The organism is Agrobacterium sp. 10T429, from assembly GCF_056393925.1.
Map to the genome: position 1 here is coordinate 257,135 of NZ_JBFTGV010000004.1, position 22,359 is coordinate 279,493.

The following is a 22,359-nucleotide window of genomic DNA, read 5'->3' on the forward strand; positions in this document are numbered from 1 at the left end:
CGCCTCAGCGCTGCGGTTTGCCTTCGAAAACCAGATCAAGGAAATTGCCAAGCCAGGACCGGAGCGGTGTGTCGAACAACATGCGCCCCTCCAGATGCTGGCTGCCGACCTGTGCATTGGGCATGCCGAAGCGCTGTGCGCCACGCACCACCCAGCTGTGCATCATCGCGCGGGTCAGTTCTGCGTGAAACTGCAGTCCCCAGGCGTTTTTTCCGTATCGGTAAGCCTGGTTGGGATAGGTTTCGCCCGATGCCAGAAGCTCCGCTCCCCGCGGCAAATCGAACCCTTCGCGGTGGAAATGATAAACCATCTTCGGCCAATGCGGCATCAGCAATCGCCCGTGTTCGGTCGCATGAAGCGGATACCAGCCGATTTCCACCTTGCCTTCACGGTCGGCCTCTACCTTACCACCCAGATGTTTGGACAGCATTTGTGCGCCGAGGCAGATGCCGAGAAACGGTTTGTTTTCCTTCAGCGGCACTTTCAGCCAGTCAATTTCGGCTTTGATATAGTCATGCGGGTCGTTGGCGCTCATCGGGCCGCCGAAGATGATGGCGCCCGCATGTTTCTGCAGCGTTTGCGGCAGATCGTCTCCAAGCGCGGGGCGCCTTATATCCAGCCGATAGCCTTTTTCCACCAGCATCTGGCCGACGCGGCCCGGCGTGGAACGTTCCTGATGCAGGATGACGAGCAGCGAAGGTTGTTTTCTCTGTTGCCTGGAGGGGTCAAACAGCATCGTCTTCGTTTTCGCTTTCTTCAGCGGGTCCGGACCTGGTGGCGGCCTGCTGACGTTGCAGAACCCTGTCGCGCACGGAAACACCGAGTAGATCGGCCACGCGCCAGATCACATGATCTTCCATCTCGCTTCGTTCGCCGTCAGCGTAAACAATATCCCAGAGGATGCCAATAAGCTCCACGCGCTGCTCTTCATCGAGATGGCGGCGGATATCGGTGGTGAAGCGATAATAGTCTACCGCTTCCTTGCCTGCCTCCTGGCCGGCGGCAAGAAGCGCGTCCAGCTTGCCGGCATCGAGATGATAATAGTCGTGGAGGATCTCACGAAGGCGATCACGCTCGCTTTTGGAGACCGTGCCGTCCGCTTCCATCACCTGAAAACAGAGGGCGGCCACCGCGACCCTCAGATCATCGGGGCTGAATTCATCCGCATGCTGGCCAACGAGGTTTTGTATAAACGACTGGATCTGGTTGAACATCGATAGCCTGTCAGAAGAGTTTTAGCCGGGTTTTGGGTTCGGCTTCCACGCCGGGTTTCTTGACGCCGGGATCATCCGGTGCACCACCGAAAAATGGCACTGGTTCTGTCTTCGCATCCGCTGGCCTGGCTTCCACCGGAACTTCATTTGTTGCCGGCTTTTTCTCCTTCGGGGCAGACACGTCCGGCTTGACCTCGATGGGTGCGGGTTTCGTCACAACAATGGGCTGAGGTGCCACTTCAACAACGATCGGGGTCGGAGCCTGTTCGGTCCTTGCCGGTGCTGCTGCAATCGCATTTTCGATTGTCAGGTCTTCGACAGGTCCTTCAAGCTGGCCAAAAGGCGCCTTCCACTCGAAGGCGTCGAGACGGCCTGTCACGGGCGAAACCGGAAGCCATTTTTCCGAAGTGACACCATCTGCCACCCAGACGGGATCACGCGGTGCGCGCAGCGCCTGCGCCATCCAGTAACGCACCCGCCCCTGATCGCCGGTTTCGGCTTCCTCGATGTCGGCCATCAGCAGGAAGATGCTTTCGCGCGGCTCGATCCGGGCGGCGGCTTCCGCTTTGGCACGCGCCTTGGCAAATTCCTTGGCGTCGAGAGCTGCCTGCGCCACGGCAAACAGGGATTCGATGTTGTTGGGTTTCAGGCTCTCAAGCCGTTCGGCACGTTTAAGGCGATCGATGGCCGTATCGCCGCTGCGCGCCCGAACATAGAGATCTGCGATCTGCGAGTGGGGATCGTTCTTCCATACCGGTTCCAGAACCGCTGCGGCCTTGCGCAGATTGTCTTCGCGCAGATAGGATTTTGCTGCGATCAATGCTGCGGGCACAAGGCTTTTTGCAAGCTTCAGGGCTTGTTTTGCGTCTTCGCGCGCACCCACCGGGTCGCTCTCCAGTTTTTCACCGGCCTTTGCGGTAAGAAGCACAGCTTTCAGCCGCTCCGCCTCGCCGCGTTGGATGACGCCTGCTGCTTTTTGCTGGTCGAGCAGGCGGATCGCGTCATCCCACTCGCCGTTGCGGCAGCGGGTTTCCAGCGTCGCCTGTGCTGCCCAGGGCAGGTAAGGGGCTTTTTCGGCTGCGTCCTCGGCATATTGCTGGGCTGCTTCATGGGCTCCCTGTCGGCGCGCCTCGATATAAAGGCCGCGAAGGCCAAGTTCGCGGGTTTCAGGATCGCGGGCCATCGCCTCGAATTTGCGCCGCGCCTCGTCATATTTGCCTTCGATGAGGTCGGCCTGCGCATCGAGCAGGTGGATCAGCGGCTCCTGATCAGCACTGAGAAGCCCCTGCGTGCGGGCCGTCATCTTGCGGGCCAGAATGGCGTTGCCGGCGCCGGCGGCGATGAGGCCGGTGGAGAGCGCCTGATAACCACGGTCGCGCTTGCGGGCGCGAAAATAGCGTCGTGCCGCGTTCGGCGATGTCCATATGGCATTGACGACCCACCAGACCAGCATGACGGCCGCAACGAATGCAGCAACGATGGAGGCGGCGACCATCAGGCTCATTTCGATCAGCTGGCCCTGCCAGACGATTGAGAGGACACCGGGCCTGTCCGCCAGCCAGGAGAAACCGAAACCGAGCGCCAGAACGATGAGGACGAAAGTCAGAATTCTGGTCATGCCTTACCCCTGCTTGCCGGTGCTGGTGATGGCGCGGTTTAACGTGCCTCCCACCAGGTTTTCGACCTCGATGCGCACATCCAGAGATTTTTTATAGTCGGCGGATGCTGTCTTGGCGGCCTCCGGAAGCCCATTCCATTCAAGTGCCGCACCCTGCAGATCTCCGTTGCGCAACTTGTTTTCCATGCGCGCGATCGTGGCGTCGGGGGTCTCGCCTTCGATGTTTCCGACGGGGCGGACCTTCACCAGCGAAAAGGCGCTTTCCGTCAGACGTTCCATGATGCCCTGATTGGGGTCGGGCCGATTGATCGCCGAAAGCATCGCATTCGCAACGTCGGGGAATTTCTGCATCAGCTCCGAGCGCGACGGCACGCCGGTTGCGGCGAAAGACTGCAAGGATGCGATTGCCGGATCGTCCGGGGTTACCTTGGACAATGTGTCGAGTTCAGTGAGGAACGGCCCACCGCGATCGATCGCGGCTTTCAGTGCGGCCGAGGCAATGGCGCGGGCGACTTCTATATCGTCGCGCGGTTCATTGATCTTGGTTTCCGCGTCAGTCAGGCGGCGTGTCAGCTCCGCCGTTGCTGAGGCCTGCGCGGAGCGCTCTGACGTGAGCGCGGATTCCAGCGCGGTTATTTTTTCCGAAAGTGCGTCCACCTGCGGGGCTTCGCCCTTTGCGCCCTCAAGAGCGGCGATGCGCTGTTCCAGCGCCGAGGTATCCCCTCCTGCTGCGGGAACATTGGCGAGCTGCTGACGCAGGCTCCCTAGCTCGGTTCTCAATGCGGCAATCTCATCGCTTCCGGTCTTGCTCACATTAAACGAGGGCAGAATGCCGGCATATTGCATGCTGCCAGCAGCTGCGAGCGCCACGAGGCCACCCACGATACCCGCCGCGATCACACCGGAGGTTGCCGCCTGTTTGCGCTCGGGTTGCTGTGGCGTGGATGGCTTGGCAGGTCCGGAGGATGACGCGCCTGTCGATTGCTTTGCACCAGTAGTCGCGCTTCCGGATGCTGCGGACGACGATGTGGAAGCAAAAGTCGCAGGCTTTGCGCCCGCCGCGGAAGCGGAAGCAGCGCTTGCGTCAGTCGCGCTGGTCACCGGTTTCGCTTCGGGTTTCGGCGAAGCTGTCTCGGGCTGGTTGCCGGCAGGTTTTTCCACCTGGGGCTTGCCGGTTGCCGGTTCCGCCTTGTGAACGTTCGGTGCAGGCTCCATGGGTGTTTTATGCGTCTGTTCCCAGACGGGAGCAGGGCTGGACGTTTCGGCTGCTTCTGGCTTGGGAGGAACGTTTGGCTGAGCTGCTGCCGGTGTCGTCTCGCCGGTCTTGTCATCAGTCTTTGCAGCATCCACGTCGGCGGAAATTGCTTTCACGTCTTTTGCGTCCAGGTCGATGGTGACCGGTTCGGCGTTTGACTTGGAGTGGCGTGGCGGCTTTCCCGATACCATGACAACCTCATTTCTGCCTGCAATAGTCTAAACCTAGTCAGTGACGGCGGCAAAGGAAAGAGGCGAGCCTGAATTAGGTTCCAGACTTTCGGTGGAGAAGTTCAAACATGGCTGCCTCGTTTGCCCCTTCGGCGGCTGCGGCGTTCGCGCGGAAGATTTCCGGAACCAGTGAAAGCACATTGCGGCTGATGCAGACGAATTGTGTGGTGGTCAGCGCCGCCACATATTTTTCCGACGATGCGTGGCGGAAAAAGGCCCGTGCGGCTTCCGACGAATAGAGCAGGACCACATCGGCAGCTGTCTTCACAAGTGCTGTTTCGAGCATATCGTCTGAAAGATCTGACGGCTGCATTTCGTAACAATCGACGGTTCGGAAGGAAATTCCCGCGGCGGCAATGCCGTCCTCGAACACGGCGCCTCGCGGCGTGCCGGCAAGATAGAGCAATGGATCTGTGCTCTCCGTTAGGGGGCGATGCTCCGAGACAAGCCCCGCGAGAGCCACCGCATCGCCAGATCCGGTGAGGATGTTTCGGAAGCCGATTTCCCTCGCCGCTTCCGCCGTCGCCTCGCCGACGGCGAAAAGCGGTTTTGAAAGATGGGACGCAAGTCGGTGGCGGAAATCTCTAAGCGCCCGCAAGGCCTCGGCGCTGGTCACGGCGATGGCCGACAGCGGCTCCGATAGCGCTGATATTGCGCGCTCGCCGTGGTGGACGGGATGAAACAGCGGAAGAAGCACCGGCTCGTGACCGAGGGCTTCAAGCTTTGCGGCCGTCTTTTCGCCCGAACGAAGCGGCCGGGTGACGACGATCCGCATCGGCTCAGCTCCAGCCGTCGAAGAAGTTGCTGCCTGCCCTGGCGCGCACGTCTTCACCGGCCTTGCGACCCAAGTCCTCGGCATCCTTGCGAGCACCGGAAATCTCGACGCTGTGGCTCGTCTGTCCGTCCGGTGTGAGAATCAGGCCGGAGAAATGAAGTTCCTCGCCGTGGCAGGTAGCAAAGCCTGCAATCGGGGTGCGACAGGAACCATCGAGGGCGGCCAGAAAGGCGCGCTCGCAGGTAACGGCATCGTAGGTGGGTATGTCGTTGATAGGTGAAAGCAACTCGTCCATGCGTGTGTCGCCAATACGGCTCTCGACGCAGATCGCGCCCTGCGCGGGGGCTGGTGGAAATTCCTTCGGGTCGAGAATGTCCGTCGGGACATTCTCCATGCCCAGCCGTTTCAGGCCGGCAAAGGCGAGAAGCGTAGCATCCGCCTGGCCTTCCTCCAGTTTGCGCAGGCGGGTTTCGACCTGGCCGCGAAAGATGATGACGCTCAGGTCGGGACGCAGGCGGCGGATCAGCGCTTGGCGGCGCAAGGATGCGGAGCCGACAACGGCGCCCTGCGGTAGTTCCAGAAGCTTCGGTGCGGTGCGACCAATGAAGGCGTCGCGCATATCCTCGCGCGGCAGGAAAGCGGAAAGATAAAGGCCCTTCGGCAAAACGGTCGGCATGTCCTTGGAGGAATGCACGGCAATATCGAGCTCGCCGGAAAGAAGCTGGCTCTCCAGTTCTTCCGTGAACAGGCCCTTGCCGCCGATCTCCGACAAAGCGCGGTCGGTTATCCGGTCACCCTTGGTGGAAAGCACGACGATTTCGAACATATCTTCCGGCAGACCGTGTGCCGACATCAGCCGGTTACGGGTCTCGTAAGCCTGTGCGAGCGCCAGAGGGCTGCCGCGCGTGCCGATTCGGAAAGGTTTTGTTTGCATCCGCGTCTATCCATTGTTACCGGAGTTGTCTTAGACCAACTCAGCGCATGATCGCAATGAACGAACAGAATTGATGACCCCCTTTCTTCGTATCCTCGGCATAGAGACAAGCTGTGACGAAACCGCTGCATCCATTGTGGTTCGGCATGCGGACGGACGTGGCGAGATCGTGTCCGACGTCGTTTTGTCGCAGCTTGAGGAACACAGCGCCTATGGCGGCGTGGTGCCCGAAATTGCTGCCCGCGCCCATGTCGAGGCGCTGGACACGCTGGTGGAAGAAGCGCTGGAACAGGCGGGTGTCACCCTTGCCGATGTCGATGCCATCGCGGCCACATCCGGCCCCGGCCTCATTGGCGGTCTGCTGGTGGGCCTGATGACCGGCAAGGCGATTGCGAAGGCTGCAGACAAGCCGCTTTACGCCATCAACCATCTCGAAGGCCATGCGCTGACGGCGCGTCTGACCGACGGTCTTTCCTTCCCCTATCTGATGCTGCTGGTCTCCGGCGGCCACACCCAGCTCGTGCTGGTTCGCGGTGTGGGTGAATACGAGCGCTGGGGTACGACCATTGATGACGCGCTTGGGGAAGCCTTCGACAAGACTGCGAAGCTTCTGGGGTTGCCCTATCCCGGCGGGCCTGCGGTTGAAAAGGCAGCAGCGAAAGGCAACCCTGACCGTTTTGCACTGCCGCGCCCGATGGTCGGCGAGACGAGACTCGATTTTTCCTTCTCCGGTCTGAAGACAGCGGTGCGGCAGGCGGCAACCGCGATCGCTCCGCTTTCGGATCAGGATATTGCCGATATCTGCGCCTCCTTCCAGAAGGCGGTGTCACGCACGCTCAAGGACCGTATCGGTCGTGGCCTTGCCCGCTTTAAGGAAGAGTTTCCGCATCTCGAGACGGAGCCCGCTTTGGTCGTGGCCGGCGGCGTTGCCGCCAATACGGAAATCCGCCAGACCCTCCAGGCGCTTTGTGATGTCCACGGGTTCCGCTTTGTCGCACCGCCGCACCGGCTCTGCACCGACAATGCCGCGATGATTGCCTGGGCCGGGCTGGAGCGGATGGCATGCGGCCGAGAACCCGATGCGCTGGAGATCGCGCCGCGCTCGCGCTGGCCGCTTGATGGCAGCGCGGAGACATTGATCGGTTTCGGCAAAAGGGGAGCCAAGGCCTGATGCAGCGGGAGAAAATCGTCGTCATCGGCGCTGGCGCCTTCGGAACCGCGCTCGCCGTCGTCATCGCGCTGGAGAACCGGCATGACGTGACCCTGCTCGGCCGTGATGCGTCCCTGATGGCCGATCTTAGGGCTGATCGTATTCACGAGGCTGTCCTGCCGGGTGTAGACCTGCCGGATGCGCTGGAATTTTCCGTTGAGCCGGATGTGCTGGCCGATGCAGGCATCGTGTTGTTTGCCATGCCCTCTCAGGCCCATGCCGATGCGGCGCGCCATTACGGTCCTTATCTGGCTAATGATTGTGTCATCGTTACCTGCGCCAAGGGCATCGACCGGGTGTCCGGCCGGCTGCTGACGGAACTTCTGGAAGCGGAACTGCCGCATCATCCAATCGCCGCTCTCTCCGGTCCGGGGTTTGCGGCCGATATCGCGCGCGGACTGCCGACGGCGATGGCGATAGCGGCGGAAGACGCTGTCATCGCCGAGCGGCTGGCGACCACGATTTCCGGCAGAACGTTCAGGCTTTATGCCTCGACCGACCGCACGGGCGTGCAGCTTGGCGGCGCACTGAAGAATGTGCTCGCCATTGCCGCCGGCATCGTTGAAGGTGCGGGCCTCGGCGATTCCGCACGGGCGGCGTTGATTTCGCGGGGGCTTGCCGAGATGTCGCGTCTGGTCGTTGCCATGGGCGGCAAGGCCGATACCGTGCGCGGTCTTTCCGGCCTTGGCGATCTCGTGCTGACCGCCACAAGCCACCAGTCGCGAAACCTGCGTTTCGGCATCGCGCTTGGCCGGGGCGAAGGCAAGGACATGTCCGGCGGGCTGGTGGAGGGCGCCTTTGCGGCAGCCGTTGCCGCCCGGCTCGGCGAACATCACGCTGTCGACATGCCGGTGACCGAGGCGGTTGCGGCCATCATCGACGGCAATCTGGACGTGGCGAGCGCCATGCAACAATTGATGACAAGGCCCATCACCACTGAATGAGTGCGGCCTTCGGATAGTTTTTACGCATGTCCTGGTCCCAAAACCGCTTACACTTTTGGGAGGCATGCGCCAGCGAGGAGACGAAAATGCTGTTTGCCTTTATCTGCAAGGACAAGCCCGGCCATCTGAACGTGCGCATGGACACGCGCCCGGCTCATCTGGAGCACCTGAACAAGTTGAACGCCGAAGGCACGCTGAAGATTGCCGGACCGTTTCTGGATGCCGAAGGCAAGCCGAATGGCAGCCTTGTCATCGTGGAAGCTGCCGACATCGATGCGGCTAAGGCCCTTGCCGATGCCGATCCCTATGCAAAGGCCGGCCTGTTCGAAAGCGTGGATGTGAAGCCCTATAACTGGGTCTTCAACAATCCGGGGGCTTGACCGGCCATGGCGAATTACTGGCTTTACAAGTCTGAGCCGTTCAAATGGTCCTGGGAAATGCAGAAGGCCAAGGGCGAGGCTGGCGAAGAATGGACCGGCGTGCGCAATTATCAGGCCCGCAACAACATGCGCGCCATGAAAATCGGCGACAAGGGTTTTTTCTACCACTCGAATGAAGGGCTTGATGTCGTCGGCATCGTGGAAGTCTGCGCCCTTTCGCACCCGGATTCGACCGCAGAGGGCGATCTGAAGTGGGATTGCGTGGATATCCGCGCCGTTTGCGACATGCCGAAACCGGTTTCGCTGAAGGATGTGAAGGCCAATCCGAAACTCGAAAAGATGTCGCTGGTCACATCCATGCGGCTTTCGGTGCAGCCTGTGACGGAAGAGGAATATCTCGAAGTCTGCCGCATGGGTGGCCTTTCCAATCCACCGAAATCTCCGGACTGAGCTTTCGGTGAGGACCGATCCCGAACGCTTCATTCTCGACAATACCGGCATCATGCATCCACCACATGTGCCGGAATTGCGCCTTCATCTTGCGACCGAAGCGCATGAGCTGTGGCTGAAGACGGAGGAGGAGTTGGAAGAGATCGGCCTGCCGCCGCCATTCTGGGCTTTCGCCTGGGCTGGTGGACAGGGGCTTGCCCGCTACATTCTCGATCATCCTGAAAGTGTCTCCGGCAAGCGTGTGCTGGATTTCGCCAGCGGTTCCGGACTGGTCGCCATTGCCGCCGTAAAGGCGGGCGCCGCGGCTGTTTTAGCCGCCGATATCGATCCGTGGACGGAAACGGCCATTCGGCTGAATGCTGCTCTCAATGGTGTGGCCATCGATTTTACCGGCCGCAATCTGGTTGGGACGCCGGTTGAGGCGGATGTTCTGCTGGCCGGCGACGTGTTTTATGATCGCGCCTTTGCCGATCTCCTCGTGCCTTGGTTTCTGGAACTGGCGGATAGGGGCGTGACCGTGCTCGTCGGCGATCCGGGACGGGCCTACCTGCCCAAACAGCGCCTTTACGCCGAGGCAACCTATCAGGTGCCGGTGACGCGGGCTCTGGAAGACAGTGAAGTCAAAAAAACCACCGTCTGGCGTTTTGTCTGATTATATCAGGGCCTGATGATGCAGACGCCGTGCTGGTAATCGCAGGCGTCGCCTGTCGTTTCGGCGCGGACGTTGATGATTTTCGCCTTCGGTGCCAGCTGCGCGCCCATATTGACGGTTGCGCCTTGTCGCGAAAGCCCACCATTGATCGCGAAATAATTGCCGTTCCCGCGGACCCTCAAGGCGGATATTCCACCCACATAAGTGCCGCCGGAAAGGGTGGAGGGCAGTCCGTCCGTGGAGAAGCTCAACTGTGACTGACGATGCTGATAATGGTGGCGACTATAAAAATCACCTGCCGCAGCAGGAGGCAGTGCCGTGAAAATAATGCCTGCAGTCATCACCGCCAGAGCTGCGATTCGACGCTGTAACATGAGCCTCATTCTCCGGATTTTTTCGGTTAACGAATAGTAAATTACATGATTTCGAAATTACGTAAAGGTAAATATTTTGAAGGCGTAAATCTTGGAAATGCTCGTTTTTTTATTTTCGAGCAAAAAAATTCCAAAAAAAATTCGTGAACCAATCGATTAAATTGGAATCGGTCATGAAATGTGCTTGTCGTGATGCTCCCATGTGATTAAACGTCGCGGTTGGTGCAATGCACATTCTTTCGTCATGTGCTGTTGCTTGGGGGCGCCCGATCTGACGGGTGCACGGGAAAACGCCGCGAGGTTCTGATGGCGAACGTGACAAATAACCGGCCTCTGTCGCCGCATCTTCAAATTTACAAGCCGATTCCGACGATGGTCGCATCCATCGTGCACCGCATCACGGGTGCGGCGCTTTATTTCGGAACGCTTCTTGTCGCCTGGTGGCTTATCGCACTTGCTTCCGGCCCTGCCTATTACGACTGGGTCAGCTGGGCAATGGGTACGATCATCGGCAAGCTTATCCTGATCGGATATACCTGGGCTCTCGTTCACCACATGCTGGGCGGCCTTCGCCACTTCATGTGGGATCTCGGCCATGGCTTCGAGAAGAACTTCAACACGAAACTCGCCAAGGCGACCTTTGTAGCGTCGATCTGTCTGACCGCGCTGATCTGGGTCATCGCCCTGATCGTGCGCTAAGGAGATAGCCTGTCATGGATATGCGTACACCTCTCGGAAAGGTTCGTGGCCTCGGCTCCGCCAAGGAAGGCACCGACCATTTCTGGCGCCAGCGCCTTACGGCCGTCGCCAACGTGCCGTTGCTGATCTTCTTCGTGGTCTTTCTCATCAAATATGCCGGCGCTCCCTATCCGGAAGTTGCGGCGGCGCTTTCCAACCCTCTCGTTGCGGTCATCATGGGTCTGGTGCTGGTTTCCGGCCTCATTCACATGAAGCTCGGCATGCAGGTCATCATCGAAGACTACGTGCACGGCGAGGTTTCGAAGCTCGTTCTTCTGATGCTCAATACGTTTTTCGCGGTTCTCATTGGCGGTCTTTGCATCTTCGCCATTCTGAAAATCGCATTCGCAGGATAAATCGGCCATGGCATCGATCAGTTCACCTTCCCAGAATGGCAAGGCTTACACCTACGTCGATCACTCCTATGACGTGATCGTGGTGGGCGCCGGCGGCGCGGGTCTGCGCGCAACGCTCGGCATGGCGGAACAGGGGTTCCGCACGGCCTGCATCACCAAGGTTTTCCCGACGCGCTCCCACACGGTCGCGGCGCAGGGCGGTATCGCCGCTTCTCTCACCAACATGACGCCCGACTGTTGGCAGTGGCACCTTTACGACACCGTAAAGGGCTCCGACTGGCTGGGCGACGTCGACGCGATGCAATATCTCGCCATGGAAGCGCCAAAGGCGGTCTATGAGCTGGAGCATTACGGCGTGCCCTTCTCGCGTAATGCCGAAGGCAAGATCTACCAGCGCCCGTTTGGCGGCCATATGCAGAACTACGGCGAAGGCCCGCCGGTACAGCGCACCTGCGCCGCTGCCGACCGTACTGGCCACGCCATTCTGCACACGCTTTATGGCCAGTCGCTGCGCAACAATGCGGAATTCTTCATCGAATATTTCGCGCTCGACCTCATTATGGCGCCCGATGGCCGCTGCACCGGCGTCGTGGCGTGGAACCTCGATGACGGCACGATCCATCGCTTCTCCGCCAAGATGGTGGTGCTGGCGACCGGTGGTTACGGCCGCGCCTATTTCTCGGCAACGTCTGCCCATACCTGCACCGGCGACGGCGGCGGTATGATCGCACGTGCCGGCCTGCCGCTTCAGGATATGGAATTCGTTCAGTTCCACCCGACCGGCATTTACGGCGCGGGCTGCCTGATCACCGAAGGCGCGCGCGGCGAGGGCGGTTATCTCGTCAACTCCGAAGGCGAGCGCTTCATGGAGCGTTATGCTCCTTCGGCGAAGGACCTTGCTTCGCGTGACGTGGTGTCTCGCTGCATGACCATGGAAATCCGCGAGGGTCGTGGCGTCGGCAAGAACAAGGACCACATCTTCCTGCATCTCGATCACCTTGATCCGGCGATCCTGCATGAGCGTCTTCCGGGCATCTCCGAAAGCGCCAAGATTTTCGCCGGCGTTGACGTGACGCGCGAGCCGATCCCGGTCTTGCCGACCGTTCACTACAATATGGGCGGCATTCCGACCAACTATTGGGGCGAAGTGCTGAACGCCAACGCCGAGAACCCGGAACGCATCGCTCCCGGCCTGATGGCCGTTGGCGAAGCCGGTTGCGCCTCGGTTCACGGCGCGAACCGCCTCGGCTCCAACTCGCTGATCGACCTTGTGGTCTTCGGCCGCGCTGCCGCCATCCGTGCAGCCCAGGTCATCGACCGCGATGCGCCGGTTCCGGCTCTCGACACGGCTGCCTGCGACAAGATCATGGATCGCTTCGACAGCCTGCGTTATGCCAACGGCTCGACGCCGACGGCGGTGCTGCGTGACAAGATGCAGCGCGCCATGCAGGACGATGCCGCCGTATTCCGCACACAGGAATCGCTGGAAAGCGGTTGCCAGCGCATTTCCGCCATCTGGAAGGAACTGCCTGACGTCAAGGTTACCGACCGGTCGATGGTCTGGAACTCCGATCTGGTGGAAACGCTCGAGCTGCACAATCTGATGGCCAACGCGATCACCACGGTCTACGGCGCGGAAGCGCGCAAGGAAAGCCGCGGTTCGCATGCCCGCGAGGATTTCGTCGATGGTCCGTTCGGCGGTCGCGACGATGTGAACTGGCGCAAGCACACGCTTGCCTGGGTCAGCCATGAAGGTGATGTCAAGCTCGACTACCGCCCTGTTCACACCGACCTGATCGCCGACGGCATCGATCCGAAAAAGATCGAGCCGAAGGCTCGCGTCTACTGATTTGAGGAACTGGATATGGTTGAACTCGCTCTCCCCAAGAATTCCCAGATCAGCGAAGGCAAAGTCTGGCCGAAGCCGGATGGTGCCAAGAACGTTCGCGAATACCGGATCTATCGCTGGAACCCGGATGATGGCCAGAACCCGCGCATCGATACCTATTATATCGATATCGACGATTGCGGGCCGATGGTTCTCGATGCGCTGCTGTACATCAAGAACAATATCGACCCGACGCTGACGCTGCGCCGCTCCTGCCGTGAAGGCATTTGCGGTTCCTGCGCTATGAACATCGACGGCACCAACACGCTCGCCTGCACCAAGGGCATGGAAGAGATCAAGGGAACGGTGAAGGTCTATCCGCTGCCGCATATGCCAGTGGTGAAGGACCTCGTTCCGGACCTGTCGAACTTCTACGCGCAGCACCGCTCCATCGAGCCGTGGCTGAAGACGGTTTCGCCGACGCCTGCCAAGGAATGGAAGCAGAGCCATGAGGACCGCCTGAAGCTAGACGGTCTCTACGAGTGCATTCTGTGCGCCTGCTGCTCCACTTCCTGTCCCAGCTACTGGTGGAACGGCGACCGTTACCTCGGCCCCGCCGTTCTGCTGCAGGCCTATCGCTGGCTGATCGACAGCCGCGACGAAGCAACCGGCGAACGTCTTGATGATCTCGAAGATCCGTTCCGTCTTTATCGCTGCCACACCATCATGAACTGCGCGCAGGCTTGCCCGAAGGGTCTCAATCCGGCCAAGGCGATCGCGGAAATCAAGAAGATGATGGTCGAGCGTCGCGTCTGAAGACGATTCGTTTGGACAGAAAATCTATCGGGCCGCGGTTTGGACTGCGGCCCTTTTTTACAACCGGGCGCGGGAAATTTCGGTAAAAATCGACCGAAATGGTAATTATCCCAGCCATCGCTTGCGCAAGATAAGGCTTTGGTAATAATTCAGCCTTCTTGTTTGATCATGGTCTTTCCGGAAGCGAGAGAATCGGGAGCTTGATATGCAATTCAGATATGTGGTGACGGGTCTTGCGGTTGTAATGAGCCTGGCCGGTTGCCAACGTACCTCCTACGATTACAACAACAACACCAGCAACAATCCCGGTTATACGCCGCCGTTGCAGGCACAGCCGGTTCCCTCCGTTCAGTCTGGCGCCCTGCCGCCACCCGGTGGTGCTTCCGGCAGTCAGTTCCCGTCAGCACCCGCTTCTGCGACGCCTGGCGGCACTGATATGGCGTCTGCCGCTCCGCCGACAACGGCGCTTGATGTCACCAAGGAATCCATGGTCGGCAACTGGCGTGTTTCCAATGGCGGCGCCAATTGCGACATGTTCCTGACGCTTACCAATCTCGGCAGCGGTTCTCGTGGCGGCACGCGTGGCTGCTCCGGCGAACTCACGGCGATGGGGTCATGGGAAGTGTCCGGCAAGATGGTCCTCTTCAAGAACCGTTCCGGCGATACGATCGGCCGCGTCTACAAGAGCGCCGATGCGCGTTTTGACGGCACGACGAATAGCGGCCAGCCGCTGAGCCTCAGCCGATAGAGCATCTCCGGTGCATCCGGATCGCCTCGCCTGTTTCAAGCCATTCCATTCGTCGCGGGCGTCCGTCCGCGACCGGGGCGCTTTTCCATGAAGCCATTGCCTGACTACAACCATAGTGTCGTTGAACAGCTCAACGCATTGACGGCAGCTGGCACCTTGCAGGCGGATGCCGCACAACGCGGCGTTGCGGCCCACCTCGACCGTATCCTTGCCGATTTGAAAGCGCGCAAACCCGCCAGGAAAAAAAGCGCACTCGGCTGGATGTTCGCTCGCAAGGCTGGCCCGGCCGCCTTCGTCAAGGGACTGTATGTCCATGGCAGCGTTGGACGCGGCAAGACGATGCTGATGGACATGTTCTACGAGATGGCGCCCGTCTTCTCCAAACGGCGCTGCCATTTTCACGAATTCATGGCTGATGTCCATAATCGCGTGCACGCGCATCGGCAGAAGCTCAAGAATGGTGAAACCAAGCAGGCCGATCCCATTCCTCCAGTAGCAGCCCAGCTTCTGGCGGAAGCGGAGCTTCTTTGCTTCGATGAGTTCACCGTCACGGATATTGCCGATGCGATGATCCTCGCCCGGCTGTTCAGCGAGCTTTTTGCCAATGGCTGCACATTGGTAACAACGTCCAATGTTGTGCCCGACAATCTTTACAAGGACGGGCTTAATCGCGGCCTGTTTCTGCCCTTTGTCGATTTGCTGAAGAAGCATGTGGAAGTGGTGACGCTGGACAGTCCCACCGATTACCGCATGGAAAAGCTGGAAAGCCTGCCGGTTTATGTCACGCCACTCGACGGTGCGGCGGATCAGGCGATGGATATGGCCTGGCGGCACATGACGGGTGGCCATCTTGTCGCGCCGACTGAAATACCGATGAAGGGCCGCTCCATTCTGGTGCCGCGCGCCAGCGGCCGTGTGGCCCGCTTTTCCTTCTCCGACCTTTGCGAAAAGCCGCTCGGCGCTTCTGATTTTCTCGCGATAGCCAATCGTTTCGATACAGTCTTCATCGACCACATCCCGTTTCTCAATGCCGACAAACGGAACGAAACCAAGCGTTTTATCATTCTCATAGACGCGCTGTACGATCACAGCGTCCGCCTCTTCGCCTCCGCTGCGGCCATGCCCGAAGACCTGCTCGGCAAGCGCAAGGGCACCGAAGGTTTCGAGTTCGATCGCACCGCCTCGCGCCTGTTTGAGATGCGCAGTGCAGATTATCTGGTGCTCCACCATGAAAAACGGCAGAAAGTTTGACACTTTCGTGACGCATTCTCTTACGTTTACGTAAGAAAATAATGATCTAAACGATTGAAAATATTCATGCCAAAAGAATCTGTTGCCAATTTTGGTCAATGGGGCTAATCGAAGTGCGACAATTTGGCTGCCGGTGGCGTGGTGAAATTGAATTGAAGCTCTAGAGGAAGCATTCGATGGCTCGCAAAAAGATTGCACTTATTGGTTCTGGCATGATCGGCGGCACGCTGGCGCATCTCGCCAGCCTGAAGGAACTGGGCGATATCGTCCTCTTCGATATTGCCGACGGCATCCCGCAGGGCAAAGGTCTGGATATTGCCCAGTCCGGACCGGTTGAAGGTTTCAATGCCAAGCTCACTGGCGCGTCCGACTACGCTGCCATCGAAGGCGCTGATGTCTGCATCGTCACCGCAGGCGTCGCCCGCAAGCCCGGCATGAGCCGCGACGATCTTCTCGGCATCAATCTCAAGGTCATGGAGCAGGTCGGCGCCGGCATCAAGAAATATGCCCCGAACGCTTTCGTCATCTGCATCACCAACCCGCTGGACGCCATGGTCTGGGCGCTTCAGAAGTTTTCCGGTCTTCCGAAGAACAAGGTCGTCGGCATGGCCGGCGTTCTCGACAGCGCTCGCTTCCGCCTGTTCCTCGCCGAAGAGTTCAACGTTTCGGTTCAGGACGTAACGGCGTTCGTTCTCGGCGGCCACGGCGATACGATGGTGCCTTTGGCGCGTTACTCCACCGTTGGCGGCATTCCGCTGACCGATCTCGTCAAGATGGGCTGGCTCACCGCCGAGCGTCTCGAAGAGATCATCCAGCGCACCCGCGACGGCGGTGCGGAAATCGTCGGCCTGCTGAAGACCGGCTCGGCCTATTACGCGCCAGCCGCTTCGGCGATCGAAATGGCTGAATCCTACCTCAAGGACAAGAAGCGCGTTCTGCCCGCGGCTGCCCATCTGTCGGGCCAGTACGGCGTGGACGATATGTATGTCGGCGTGCCCACCATCATCGGCGCCGGTGGTATCGAGCGCATCATCGAGATCGAGCTGAACAAGGATGAAGAAGCCGCCTTCCAGAAGTCCGTCGGCGCTGTTGCCGGTCTCTGCGAAGCCTGCATCAACATCGCTCCGTCGCTGAAGTAATAGCCTGACGCATCGGCGCAAAACCGGATTGGATTTTTGCAAGGCACGATGCGTAGATTCAACAGCTTGAAGCGCCCTGCGTCAGATAAGGATGCAGGGCGCTTCAAGCGGCTCCAAACAGGGATTATTCCATGAATATTCACGAATATCAGGCCAAGGCTCTTCTGAAGGGCTATGGTGCGCCGGTCGCTGAAGGCGTCGCCATCCTCAAGGTTGAAGAAGCCGAAGCCGCCGCAAAGCAGCTTCCCGGCCCGCTCTACGTCGTCAAGAGCCAGATTCACGCCGGCGGCCGCGGCAAGGGCAAGTTCAAGGAACTCGGCCCCGACGCCAAGGGTGGCGTTCGTCTCGCAAAGACGATCGAAGAAGTCGTTTCCCACTCCAAGGATATGCTCGGCAACACGCTGGTAACGGCGCAGACGGGCGATGCCGGCAAGCAGGTCAACCGCCTTTACATCGAAGACGGTGCGGATATCGCTCGCGAGCTTTACTGCTCGCTGCTGGTCGATCGCTCGGTCGGTCGCGTTGCTTTCGTGGTTTCCACCGAAGGCGGCATGGATATCGAAGCTGTTGCCCACGACACGCCCGAGAAGATCCACACCATCGCCATCGACCCGGAAAAGGGTGTGAGCGACGCTGACGTTGCCGCGATCTCCAAGGCGCTCGAGCTTGAGGGTGTTGCTGCGGAAGACGCTAAGGCGCTGTTCCCGATCCTCTACAAGGCCTTCAACGAGAAGGACATGGCTCTCCTCGAGGTTAACCCGCTGATCGTCATGGAAAACGGTCATCTGCGCGTTCTCGATGCCAAGATGTCCTTCGACGGCAACGCGCTGTTCCGCCATGACGACGTCAAGGCGCTGCGCGACGAGACCGAAGAAGACGCCAAGGAAATCGAAGCCTCCAAGTGGGACCTCGCTTACGTTGCGCTCGATGGCAACATCGGCTGCATGGTCAATGGTGCCGGTCTCGCCATGGCGACGATGGACATCATCAAGCTTTACGGCAAGGAGCCGGCAAACTTCTGTGACGTCGGCGGCGGCGCCGGCAAGGAGAAGGTTGCTGCAGCTTTCAAGATCATCACTGCTGACCCGAAAGTCGAGGGTATCCTCGTCAACATCTTCGGCGGCATCATGAAGTGCGACGTCATCGCCGAAGGTGTTATCGCCGCGGTGAAGGAAGTCGGGTTGCAGGTTCCGCTCGTTGTTCGCCTCGAAGGCACCAACGTCGAACTTGGCAAGAAGCTCCTGAACGAATCGGGCCTTGCGATTACGGCTGCTGACGACCTGGACGACGCAGCCAAGAAGATCGTCGCGGCGATCAACGGCTAATTGAGGGACCGGAAATAATGTCTATTCTTGTTAATAAAGACACCAAGATCCTCGTTCAGGGTCTGACCGGCAAGACCGGTACCTTCCACACCGAACAGGCGCTTGCTTATTACGGCACGCAGATGGTTGGTGGTATTCACCCGAAGAAGGGTGGCGAAACCTGGACCGGCTCCAAGGGCGAAAGCCTGCCGATCTTCGCAACGGTTGCCGAAGCCAAGGAAAAGACCGGTGCAGACGCATCCGTGATCTATGTTCCGCCGGCAGGTGCAGCCGACGCCATCATCGAAGCCATCGAGGCTGAGATCCCCTTCATCACCTGCATCACCGAAGGTATTCCGGTGATGGACATGGTGCGCGTCAAGGCTCGCCTCGACCGTTCGAACTCGCGCCTGCTCGGCCCCAACTGCCCGGGCATCATGACGCCTGAAGAATGCAAGATCGGCATCATGCCGGGCTCTATCTTCCGCAAGGGTTCGGTCGGTATCGTTTCGCGCTCCGGCACGCTGACCTATGAAGCCGTATTCCAGACATCCAACGAAGGCCTCGGCCAGACGACGGCTGTCGGCATCGGCGGCGACCCGGTCAAGGGCACCGAGTTCATCGACGTGCTGGAAATGTTCCTGGCCGACGAAGCCACGCAGTCGATCATCATGATCGGCGAAATCGGCGGTTCGGCTGAAGAAGATGCGGCACAGTTCCTGATCGACGAAGCCAAGAAGGGCCGCAAGAAGCCGATGGCTGGCTTTATCGCGGGCCGTACGGCTCCGAAGGGCCGCACCATGGGCCACGCCGGCGCTGTCGTTTCCGGCGGCAAGGGCGATGCGGAATCGAAGATCGCGGCAATGGAAGCTGCAGGCATCAAGGTATCGCCTTCCCCGGCGCGCCTCGGCAAGACGCTGGTTGAAGTCCTCAAGGGCTGAGACCACATGAGACCGGTAACGGGCGGTGCGGCTCTAACGCCACGCTGCCCGAAGCCGCAAAGAACGACAGACAGACGGCATACCGCTCCGGCGGCAGACAGCAATAATCAAGCGGCAGGCCGATAAACGGCCCTAACGGCATCGAGGAGGCGGACGGACAAGTCCGCAAGAACACAATGGCAAGGCAAGAAGCGAACGAGCAGTTTCAGATCACGTCGTTTCTGGACGGCGCGAATGCAGCCTATATCGAGCAGCTCTATGCCCGGTACGAAGAGGATCCCTCTTCCGTGTCGCCGGAGTGGCAGAGCTTCTTCAAGGCGTTGTCCGATAATCCGGAAGACGTGAAGAAGGCAGCCAAGGGCGCCTCCTGGAAGCGCGCCAACTGGCCGATCCCGGCAAACGGCGACCTGGTATCCGCGCTTGATGGCAACTGGGCTACGGTCGAGAAGGCCATCGAGAAGAAGGTTCAGGCGAAGGCCGAGGCCAAGAGCGCCGATACCGGCAAGGCCGTCAGCCCAGCCGAAGTGCTTCAGGCGACCCGTGACAGCGTCCGCGCCATCATGATGATCCGCGCCTACCGCATGCGTGGCCATCTGCACGCCAAGCTCGACCCGCTCGGCATCGCCAGCGCCGTTGAGGACTATAACGAGCTTTCGCCGAAATCCTATGGCTTCGAGGAAAGCGACTACGACCGCAAGATTTTCATCGATAACGTCCTCGGTCTCGAATACGCGACCGTGCGCGAAATGGTCGATATTCTCGAGCGCACCTATTGCTCGACGCTCGGCGTCGAATTCATGCATATGTCCAACCCGGAAGAAAAGGGCTGGATCCAGGAACGCATCGAAGGTCCGGACAAGGGTGTGGACTTCACGCCGGAAGGCAAGAAGGCCATTCTGTCCAAGCTCGTCGAAGCCGAAGGCTACGAGCAGTTCCTCGACGTGCGTTTCAAGGGCACCAAGCGTTTCGGCCTCGATGGCGGTGAATCGCTGATCCCGGCACTTGAGCAGATCATCAAGCGCGGCGGCCAGGACGGTCTGGAAGAAGTCGTGCTCGGCATGGCTCACCGCGGCCGCCTGAACGTTTTGACCAACGTGATGGGCAAGCCGCACCGCGCCGTGTTCCACGAGTTCAAGGGCGGTTCGTTCAAGCCTGATGACGTCGAAGGTTCCGGTGACGTGAAGTACCATCTCGGTGCCTCCTCAGACCGCGAATTCGACGGCAACAAGGTTCACCTCTCGCTGACGGCAAACCCGTCGCACCTTGAAATCGTCAACCCTGTCGTCATGGGCAAGGCCCGCGCCAAGCAGGACCAGCTTGCCAAGACATGGGACGGCGACATCATTCCGCTGTCGGAACGCGCAAAGGTGCTGCCGCTCCTGTTGCACGGCGACGCCGCTTTTGCGGGTCAGGGCGTGGTTGCCGAAATTCTCGGCCTCTCCGGCCTGCGCGGTCACCGCGTTGCCGGTACCATGCACTTCATCATCAACAACCAGATCGGCTTCACGACGAACCCGGCCTTCTCGCGCTCGTCGCCCTATCCGTCCGACGTTGCCAAGATGATCGAGGCGCCGATCTTCCACGTTAACGGTGATGATCCGGAAGCGGTGGTTTATGCGGCAAAGGTTGCAACCGAATACCGCATGAAGTTCCACAAGCCTGTCGTCATCGACATGTTCTGTTACCGTCGCTTCGGCCATAACGAAGGCGACGAGCCTGCGTTCACGCAGCCGAAGATGTACAAGGTCATCCGTGGCCACAAGACTGTCGCCCGCATCTATGCTGACCGCCTGATTGCGGAAGGCCTGATCACCGAAGGCGATTTCGAGAAGATCAAGGCCGATTGGCGCGCCCATCTCGAGCAGGAGTTCGAGGCAGGCCAGTCCTACAAGCCGAACAAGGCCGACTGGCTGGATGGTCAGTGGTCCGGTCTGCGCGCCGCCGACAATGCCGATGAGCAGCGTCGTGGCAAGACCGGCGTGCCGATGAAGCAGCTGAAGGAAATCGGCAAGAAGCTGTCGACCATTCCGGAAGGCTTCAGCGCACACCGCACGATCCAGCGCTTCATGGAAAACCGTGCTCAGATGGTCGAGACCGGTGAGGGGCTGGACTGGGCGATGGCTGAGGCTCTGGCCTTCGGTTCGCTGGTCGTAGACGGCCACAAGATCCGTCTGTCCGGTCAGGACTGCGAACGCGGCACCTTCTCGCAGCGCCACTCGGTTCTCTATGATCAGGAGACAGAAGAGCGTTACATCCCGCTTGCCAATCTTTCGCCGACGCAGGCCCGTTACGAAGTCATCAACTCGATGCTTTCGGAAGAAGCGGTTCTCGGTTTCGAATATGGCTATTCGCTTGCCCGCCCGAATGCACTGACGCTCTGGGAAGCCCAGTTCGGCGACTTCGCCAACGGCGCCCAGGTTGTGTTCGACCAGTTCATCTCTTCGGGTGAACGCAAGTGGCTGCGCATGTCCGGTCTCGTCTGCCTCCTGCCGCATGGTTATGAAGGTCAGGGTCCGGAACATTCGTCCGCCCGTCTGGAACGCTGGTTGCAGATGTGCGCGGAGGACAACATGCAGGTTGCCAACGTTACGACGCCGGCTAACTACTTCCATATCCTGCGCCGCCAGATGAAGCGTGACTTCCGCAAGCCGCTCATCCTGATGACGCCGAAGTCCCTGCTGCGTCACAAGCGCGCCACCTCGTCGCTTGCGGAGCTTGCAGGCGAGTCCTCCTTCCACCGTCTCCTGTGGGACGATGCGGAGGTCATCAAGGATGGTCCGATCAAGCTGCAGAAGGATTCGAAGATCCGCCGCGTCGTCATGTGCACGGGCAAGGTCTACTACGATCTGCTCGAGGAGCGTGAAAAGCGCGGTATCGACGACATCTACCTGCTGCGTGTCGAACAGCTCTATCCGTTCCCGGCCAAGGCGCTCATCAACGAGCTTTCCCGTTTCCGTAACGCGGAAATGGTGTGGTGCCAGGAAGAGCCGAAGAACATGGGTGCGTGGTCGTTCATCGATCCCTACCTTGAATGGGTTCTGGCGCATATCGACGCCAAGTACCAGAAGGTCCGTTACACGGGCCGTCCGGCTGCCGCCTCTCCGGCGACCGGCCTGATGTCCAAGCATCTGGCGCAGCTTGCTGCGTTCCTGGAAGACGCGCTGGGAGAGTGAGAACTCTCCCGCATCGCCCCGCAAAAAAG

Annotated in this window: 22 protein-coding genes; 15 read left to right on the forward strand and 7 right to left on the reverse strand. The window is 59.7% G+C overall.

Annotated features, from left to right (window positions below):
• Positions 1–4 precede the first annotated feature (4 nt).
• The 6 genes from AC1DCP_RS12525 to hemC form a co-directional block, all read right to left on the reverse strand.
• Positions 5–736 carry a glutamine amidotransferase gene (locus tag AC1DCP_RS12525; RefSeq protein ID WP_065688676.1) on the reverse strand — a complete coding sequence of 244 codons (732 nt, stop codon included), beginning with the start codon at positions 734–736 and terminating at the stop codon, positions 5–7.
• Positions 726–1,214 (reverse strand): tellurite resistance TerB family protein, encoded by a 489-nt coding sequence (locus AC1DCP_RS12530; RefSeq protein ID WP_003516699.1) that lies wholly within the window; start codon positions 1,212–1,214, stop codon positions 726–728. The genes AC1DCP_RS12525 and AC1DCP_RS12530 overlap by 11 nt, the downstream gene beginning before the upstream one ends.
• 10 nt (positions 1,215–1,224) lie before the next feature.
• On the reverse strand, positions 1,225–2,832 hold the full coding sequence (locus tag AC1DCP_RS12535) for a heme biosynthesis protein HemY (protein ID WP_019566042.1): 1,608 nt from the start codon (positions 2,830–2,832) through the stop codon (positions 1,225–1,227).
• Between the two features lie 3 nt (positions 2,833–2,835).
• Positions 2,836–4,278, reverse strand: coding sequence for a COG4223 family protein (locus tag AC1DCP_RS12540; protein WP_065688675.1), 1,443 nt, complete (start codon positions 4,276–4,278; stop codon positions 2,836–2,838).
• Between the two features lie 73 nt (positions 4,279–4,351).
• Positions 4,352–5,092, reverse strand: coding sequence for a uroporphyrinogen-III synthase (locus AC1DCP_RS12545; protein WP_065688674.1), 741 nt, complete (start codon positions 5,090–5,092; stop codon positions 4,352–4,354).
• 4 nt (positions 5,093–5,096) lie between these two features.
• Positions 5,097–6,026: a hydroxymethylbilane synthase gene (gene hemC, locus AC1DCP_RS12550; RefSeq protein WP_019566045.1), complete on the reverse strand. Its 930-nt coding sequence runs from the start codon at positions 6,024–6,026 to the stop codon at positions 5,097–5,099.
• 73 nt (positions 6,027–6,099) lie between these two features.
• Here hemC and tsaD point away from each other — a divergent pair, with 73 nt between their 5' ends.
• The 5 genes from tsaD to AC1DCP_RS12575 all read left to right on the forward strand — a co-directional run bounded on the left by tsaD (position 6,100) and on the right by AC1DCP_RS12575 (position 9,662).
• Positions 6,100–7,197 carry a tRNA (adenosine(37)-N6)-threonylcarbamoyltransferase complex transferase subunit TsaD gene (gene tsaD / locus AC1DCP_RS12555; protein WP_065688673.1) on the forward strand — a complete coding sequence of 366 codons (1,098 nt, stop codon included), beginning with the start codon at positions 6,100–6,102 and terminating at the stop codon, positions 7,195–7,197.
• Positions 7,197–8,180, forward strand: a complete 984-nt coding sequence (locus AC1DCP_RS12560; RefSeq protein ID WP_065688672.1) for an NAD(P)H-dependent glycerol-3-phosphate dehydrogenase — start codon at positions 7,197–7,199, stop codon at positions 8,178–8,180. Before tsaD ends, AC1DCP_RS12560 begins: the two co-directional genes overlap by 1 nt.
• A gap of 86 nt (positions 8,181–8,266) precedes the next feature.
• Positions 8,267–8,560: a YciI-like protein gene (locus AC1DCP_RS12565; RefSeq protein WP_003516711.1), complete on the forward strand. Its 294-nt coding sequence runs from the start codon at positions 8,267–8,269 to the stop codon at positions 8,558–8,560.
• 6 nt (positions 8,561–8,566) lie between these two features.
• Positions 8,567–9,010 carry an EVE domain-containing protein gene (locus AC1DCP_RS12570; protein WP_003516712.1) on the forward strand — a complete coding sequence of 148 codons (444 nt, stop codon included), beginning with the start codon at positions 8,567–8,569 and terminating at the stop codon, positions 9,008–9,010.
• A gap of 7 nt (positions 9,011–9,017) precedes the next feature.
• The gene (locus AC1DCP_RS12575; protein WP_065688671.1) at positions 9,018–9,662 is read left to right on the forward strand and encodes a class I SAM-dependent methyltransferase; all 645 of its coding nucleotides are present in this window, start codon (positions 9,018–9,020) and stop codon (positions 9,660–9,662) included.
• 5 nt (positions 9,663–9,667) lie between these two features.
• Here AC1DCP_RS12575 and AC1DCP_RS12580 read toward each other — a convergent pair whose 3' ends face one another.
• On the reverse strand, positions 9,668–10,036 hold the full coding sequence (locus AC1DCP_RS12580; protein ID WP_019566047.1) for a hypothetical protein: 369 nt from the start codon (positions 10,034–10,036) through the stop codon (positions 9,668–9,670).
• Positions 10,037–10,342: 306 nt separating this feature from the next.
• Here AC1DCP_RS12580 and sdhC point away from each other — a divergent pair, with 306 nt between their 5' ends.
• The 10 genes from sdhC (at position 10,343) to AC1DCP_RS12630 (ending at position 22,330) form a co-directional block, all read left to right on the forward strand.
• Entirely contained in the window at positions 10,343–10,735 is a 393-nt protein-coding gene (gene sdhC / locus AC1DCP_RS12585) for a succinate dehydrogenase, cytochrome b556 subunit (protein WP_013636889.1), read from the forward strand.
• Positions 10,736–10,749: 14 nt separating this feature from the next.
• Entirely contained in the window at positions 10,750–11,130 is a 381-nt protein-coding gene (gene sdhD, locus AC1DCP_RS12590; RefSeq protein WP_003516716.1) for a succinate dehydrogenase, hydrophobic membrane anchor protein, read from the forward strand.
• Positions 11,131–11,137: 7 nt separating this feature from the next.
• The gene (gene sdhA / locus AC1DCP_RS12595; protein WP_065688670.1) at positions 11,138–12,979 is read left to right on the forward strand and encodes a succinate dehydrogenase flavoprotein subunit; all 1,842 of its coding nucleotides are present in this window, start codon (positions 11,138–11,140) and stop codon (positions 12,977–12,979) included.
• Positions 12,980–12,994: 15 nt separating this feature from the next.
• Positions 12,995–13,774: a succinate dehydrogenase iron-sulfur subunit gene (locus AC1DCP_RS12600; RefSeq protein ID WP_003516718.1), complete on the forward strand. Its 780-nt coding sequence runs from the start codon at positions 12,995–12,997 to the stop codon at positions 13,772–13,774.
• Between the two features lie 205 nt (positions 13,775–13,979).
• Positions 13,980–14,522 (forward strand): protease inhibitor Inh/omp19 family protein, encoded by a 543-nt coding sequence (locus AC1DCP_RS12605; RefSeq protein WP_003516719.1) that lies wholly within the window; start codon positions 13,980–13,982, stop codon positions 14,520–14,522.
• A gap of 87 nt (positions 14,523–14,609) precedes the next feature.
• On the forward strand, positions 14,610–15,773 hold the full coding sequence (gene zapE / locus AC1DCP_RS12610; RefSeq protein WP_476774300.1) for a cell division protein ZapE: 1,164 nt from the start codon (positions 14,610–14,612) through the stop codon (positions 15,771–15,773).
• Positions 15,774–15,949: 176 nt separating this feature from the next.
• Positions 15,950–16,912, forward strand: a complete 963-nt coding sequence (gene mdh, locus AC1DCP_RS12615; RefSeq protein ID WP_003516723.1) for a malate dehydrogenase — start codon at positions 15,950–15,952, stop codon at positions 16,910–16,912.
• A 131-nt stretch (positions 16,913–17,043) separates the two neighbouring features.
• Complete coding sequence (gene sucC / locus AC1DCP_RS12620) at positions 17,044–18,237, forward strand: ADP-forming succinate--CoA ligase subunit beta (protein WP_003516725.1); 1,194 nt, start codon at positions 17,044–17,046, stop codon at positions 18,235–18,237.
• A 17-nt stretch (positions 18,238–18,254) separates the two neighbouring features.
• Positions 18,255–19,157, forward strand: coding sequence for a succinate--CoA ligase subunit alpha (sucD, locus tag AC1DCP_RS12625; RefSeq protein ID WP_003516727.1), 903 nt, complete (start codon positions 18,255–18,257; stop codon positions 19,155–19,157).
• Positions 19,158–19,333: 176 nt separating this feature from the next.
• Positions 19,334–22,330 (forward strand): 2-oxoglutarate dehydrogenase E1 component, encoded by a 2,997-nt coding sequence (locus AC1DCP_RS12630; protein WP_003516728.1) that lies wholly within the window; start codon positions 19,334–19,336, stop codon positions 22,328–22,330.
• The last annotated feature ends 29 nt before the right edge of the window (positions 22,331–22,359 follow it).

Coding starts and splice junctions, on each gene's coding strand:
- AC1DCP_RS12525 (WP_065688676.1), bottom strand. CDS start 736: ATGCTGTTTGACCCCTCCAGGCAACAGAGAAAACAACCTTCGCTGCTC.
- AC1DCP_RS12530 (WP_003516699.1), bottom strand. CDS start 1,214: ATGTTCAACCAGATCCAGTCGTTTATACAAAACCTCGTTGGCCAGCAT.
- AC1DCP_RS12535 (WP_019566042.1), bottom strand. CDS start 2,832: ATGACCAGAATTCTGACTTTCGTCCTCATCGTTCTGGCGCTCGGTTTC.
- AC1DCP_RS12540 (WP_065688675.1), bottom strand. CDS start 4,278: ATGGTATCGGGAAAGCCGCCACGCCACTCCAAGTCAAACGCCGAACCG.
- AC1DCP_RS12545 (WP_065688674.1), bottom strand. CDS start 5,092: ATGCGGATCGTCGTCACCCGGCCGCTTCGTTCGGGCGAAAAGACGGCC.
- hemC (WP_019566045.1), bottom strand. CDS start 6,026: ATGCAAACAAAACCTTTCCGAATCGGCACGCGCGGCAGCCCTCTGGCG.
- tsaD (WP_065688673.1), top strand. CDS start 6,100: ATGACCCCCTTTCTTCGTATCCTCGGCATAGAGACAAGCTGTGACGAA.
- AC1DCP_RS12560 (WP_065688672.1), top strand. CDS start 7,197: ATGCAGCGGGAGAAAATCGTCGTCATCGGCGCTGGCGCCTTCGGAACC.
- AC1DCP_RS12565 (WP_003516711.1), top strand. CDS start 8,267: ATGCTGTTTGCCTTTATCTGCAAGGACAAGCCCGGCCATCTGAACGTG.
- AC1DCP_RS12570 (WP_003516712.1), top strand. CDS start 8,567: ATGGCGAATTACTGGCTTTACAAGTCTGAGCCGTTCAAATGGTCCTGG.
- AC1DCP_RS12580 (WP_019566047.1), bottom strand. CDS start 10,036: ATGTTACAGCGTCGAATCGCAGCTCTGGCGGTGATGACTGCAGGCATT.
- sdhC (WP_013636889.1), top strand. CDS start 10,343: ATGGCGAACGTGACAAATAACCGGCCTCTGTCGCCGCATCTTCAAATT.
- sdhD (WP_003516716.1), top strand. CDS start 10,750: ATGGATATGCGTACACCTCTCGGAAAGGTTCGTGGCCTCGGCTCCGCC.
- sdhA (WP_065688670.1), top strand. CDS start 11,138: ATGGCATCGATCAGTTCACCTTCCCAGAATGGCAAGGCTTACACCTAC.
- AC1DCP_RS12600 (WP_003516718.1), top strand. CDS start 12,995: ATGGTTGAACTCGCTCTCCCCAAGAATTCCCAGATCAGCGAAGGCAAA.
- AC1DCP_RS12605 (WP_003516719.1), top strand. CDS start 13,980: ATGCAATTCAGATATGTGGTGACGGGTCTTGCGGTTGTAATGAGCCTG.
- zapE (WP_476774300.1), top strand. CDS start 14,610: ATGAAGCCATTGCCTGACTACAACCATAGTGTCGTTGAACAGCTCAAC.
- mdh (WP_003516723.1), top strand. CDS start 15,950: ATGGCTCGCAAAAAGATTGCACTTATTGGTTCTGGCATGATCGGCGGC.
- sucC (WP_003516725.1), top strand. CDS start 17,044: ATGAATATTCACGAATATCAGGCCAAGGCTCTTCTGAAGGGCTATGGT.
- sucD (WP_003516727.1), top strand. CDS start 18,255: ATGTCTATTCTTGTTAATAAAGACACCAAGATCCTCGTTCAGGGTCTG.
- AC1DCP_RS12630 (WP_003516728.1), top strand. CDS start 19,334: ATGGCAAGGCAAGAAGCGAACGAGCAGTTTCAGATCACGTCGTTTCTG.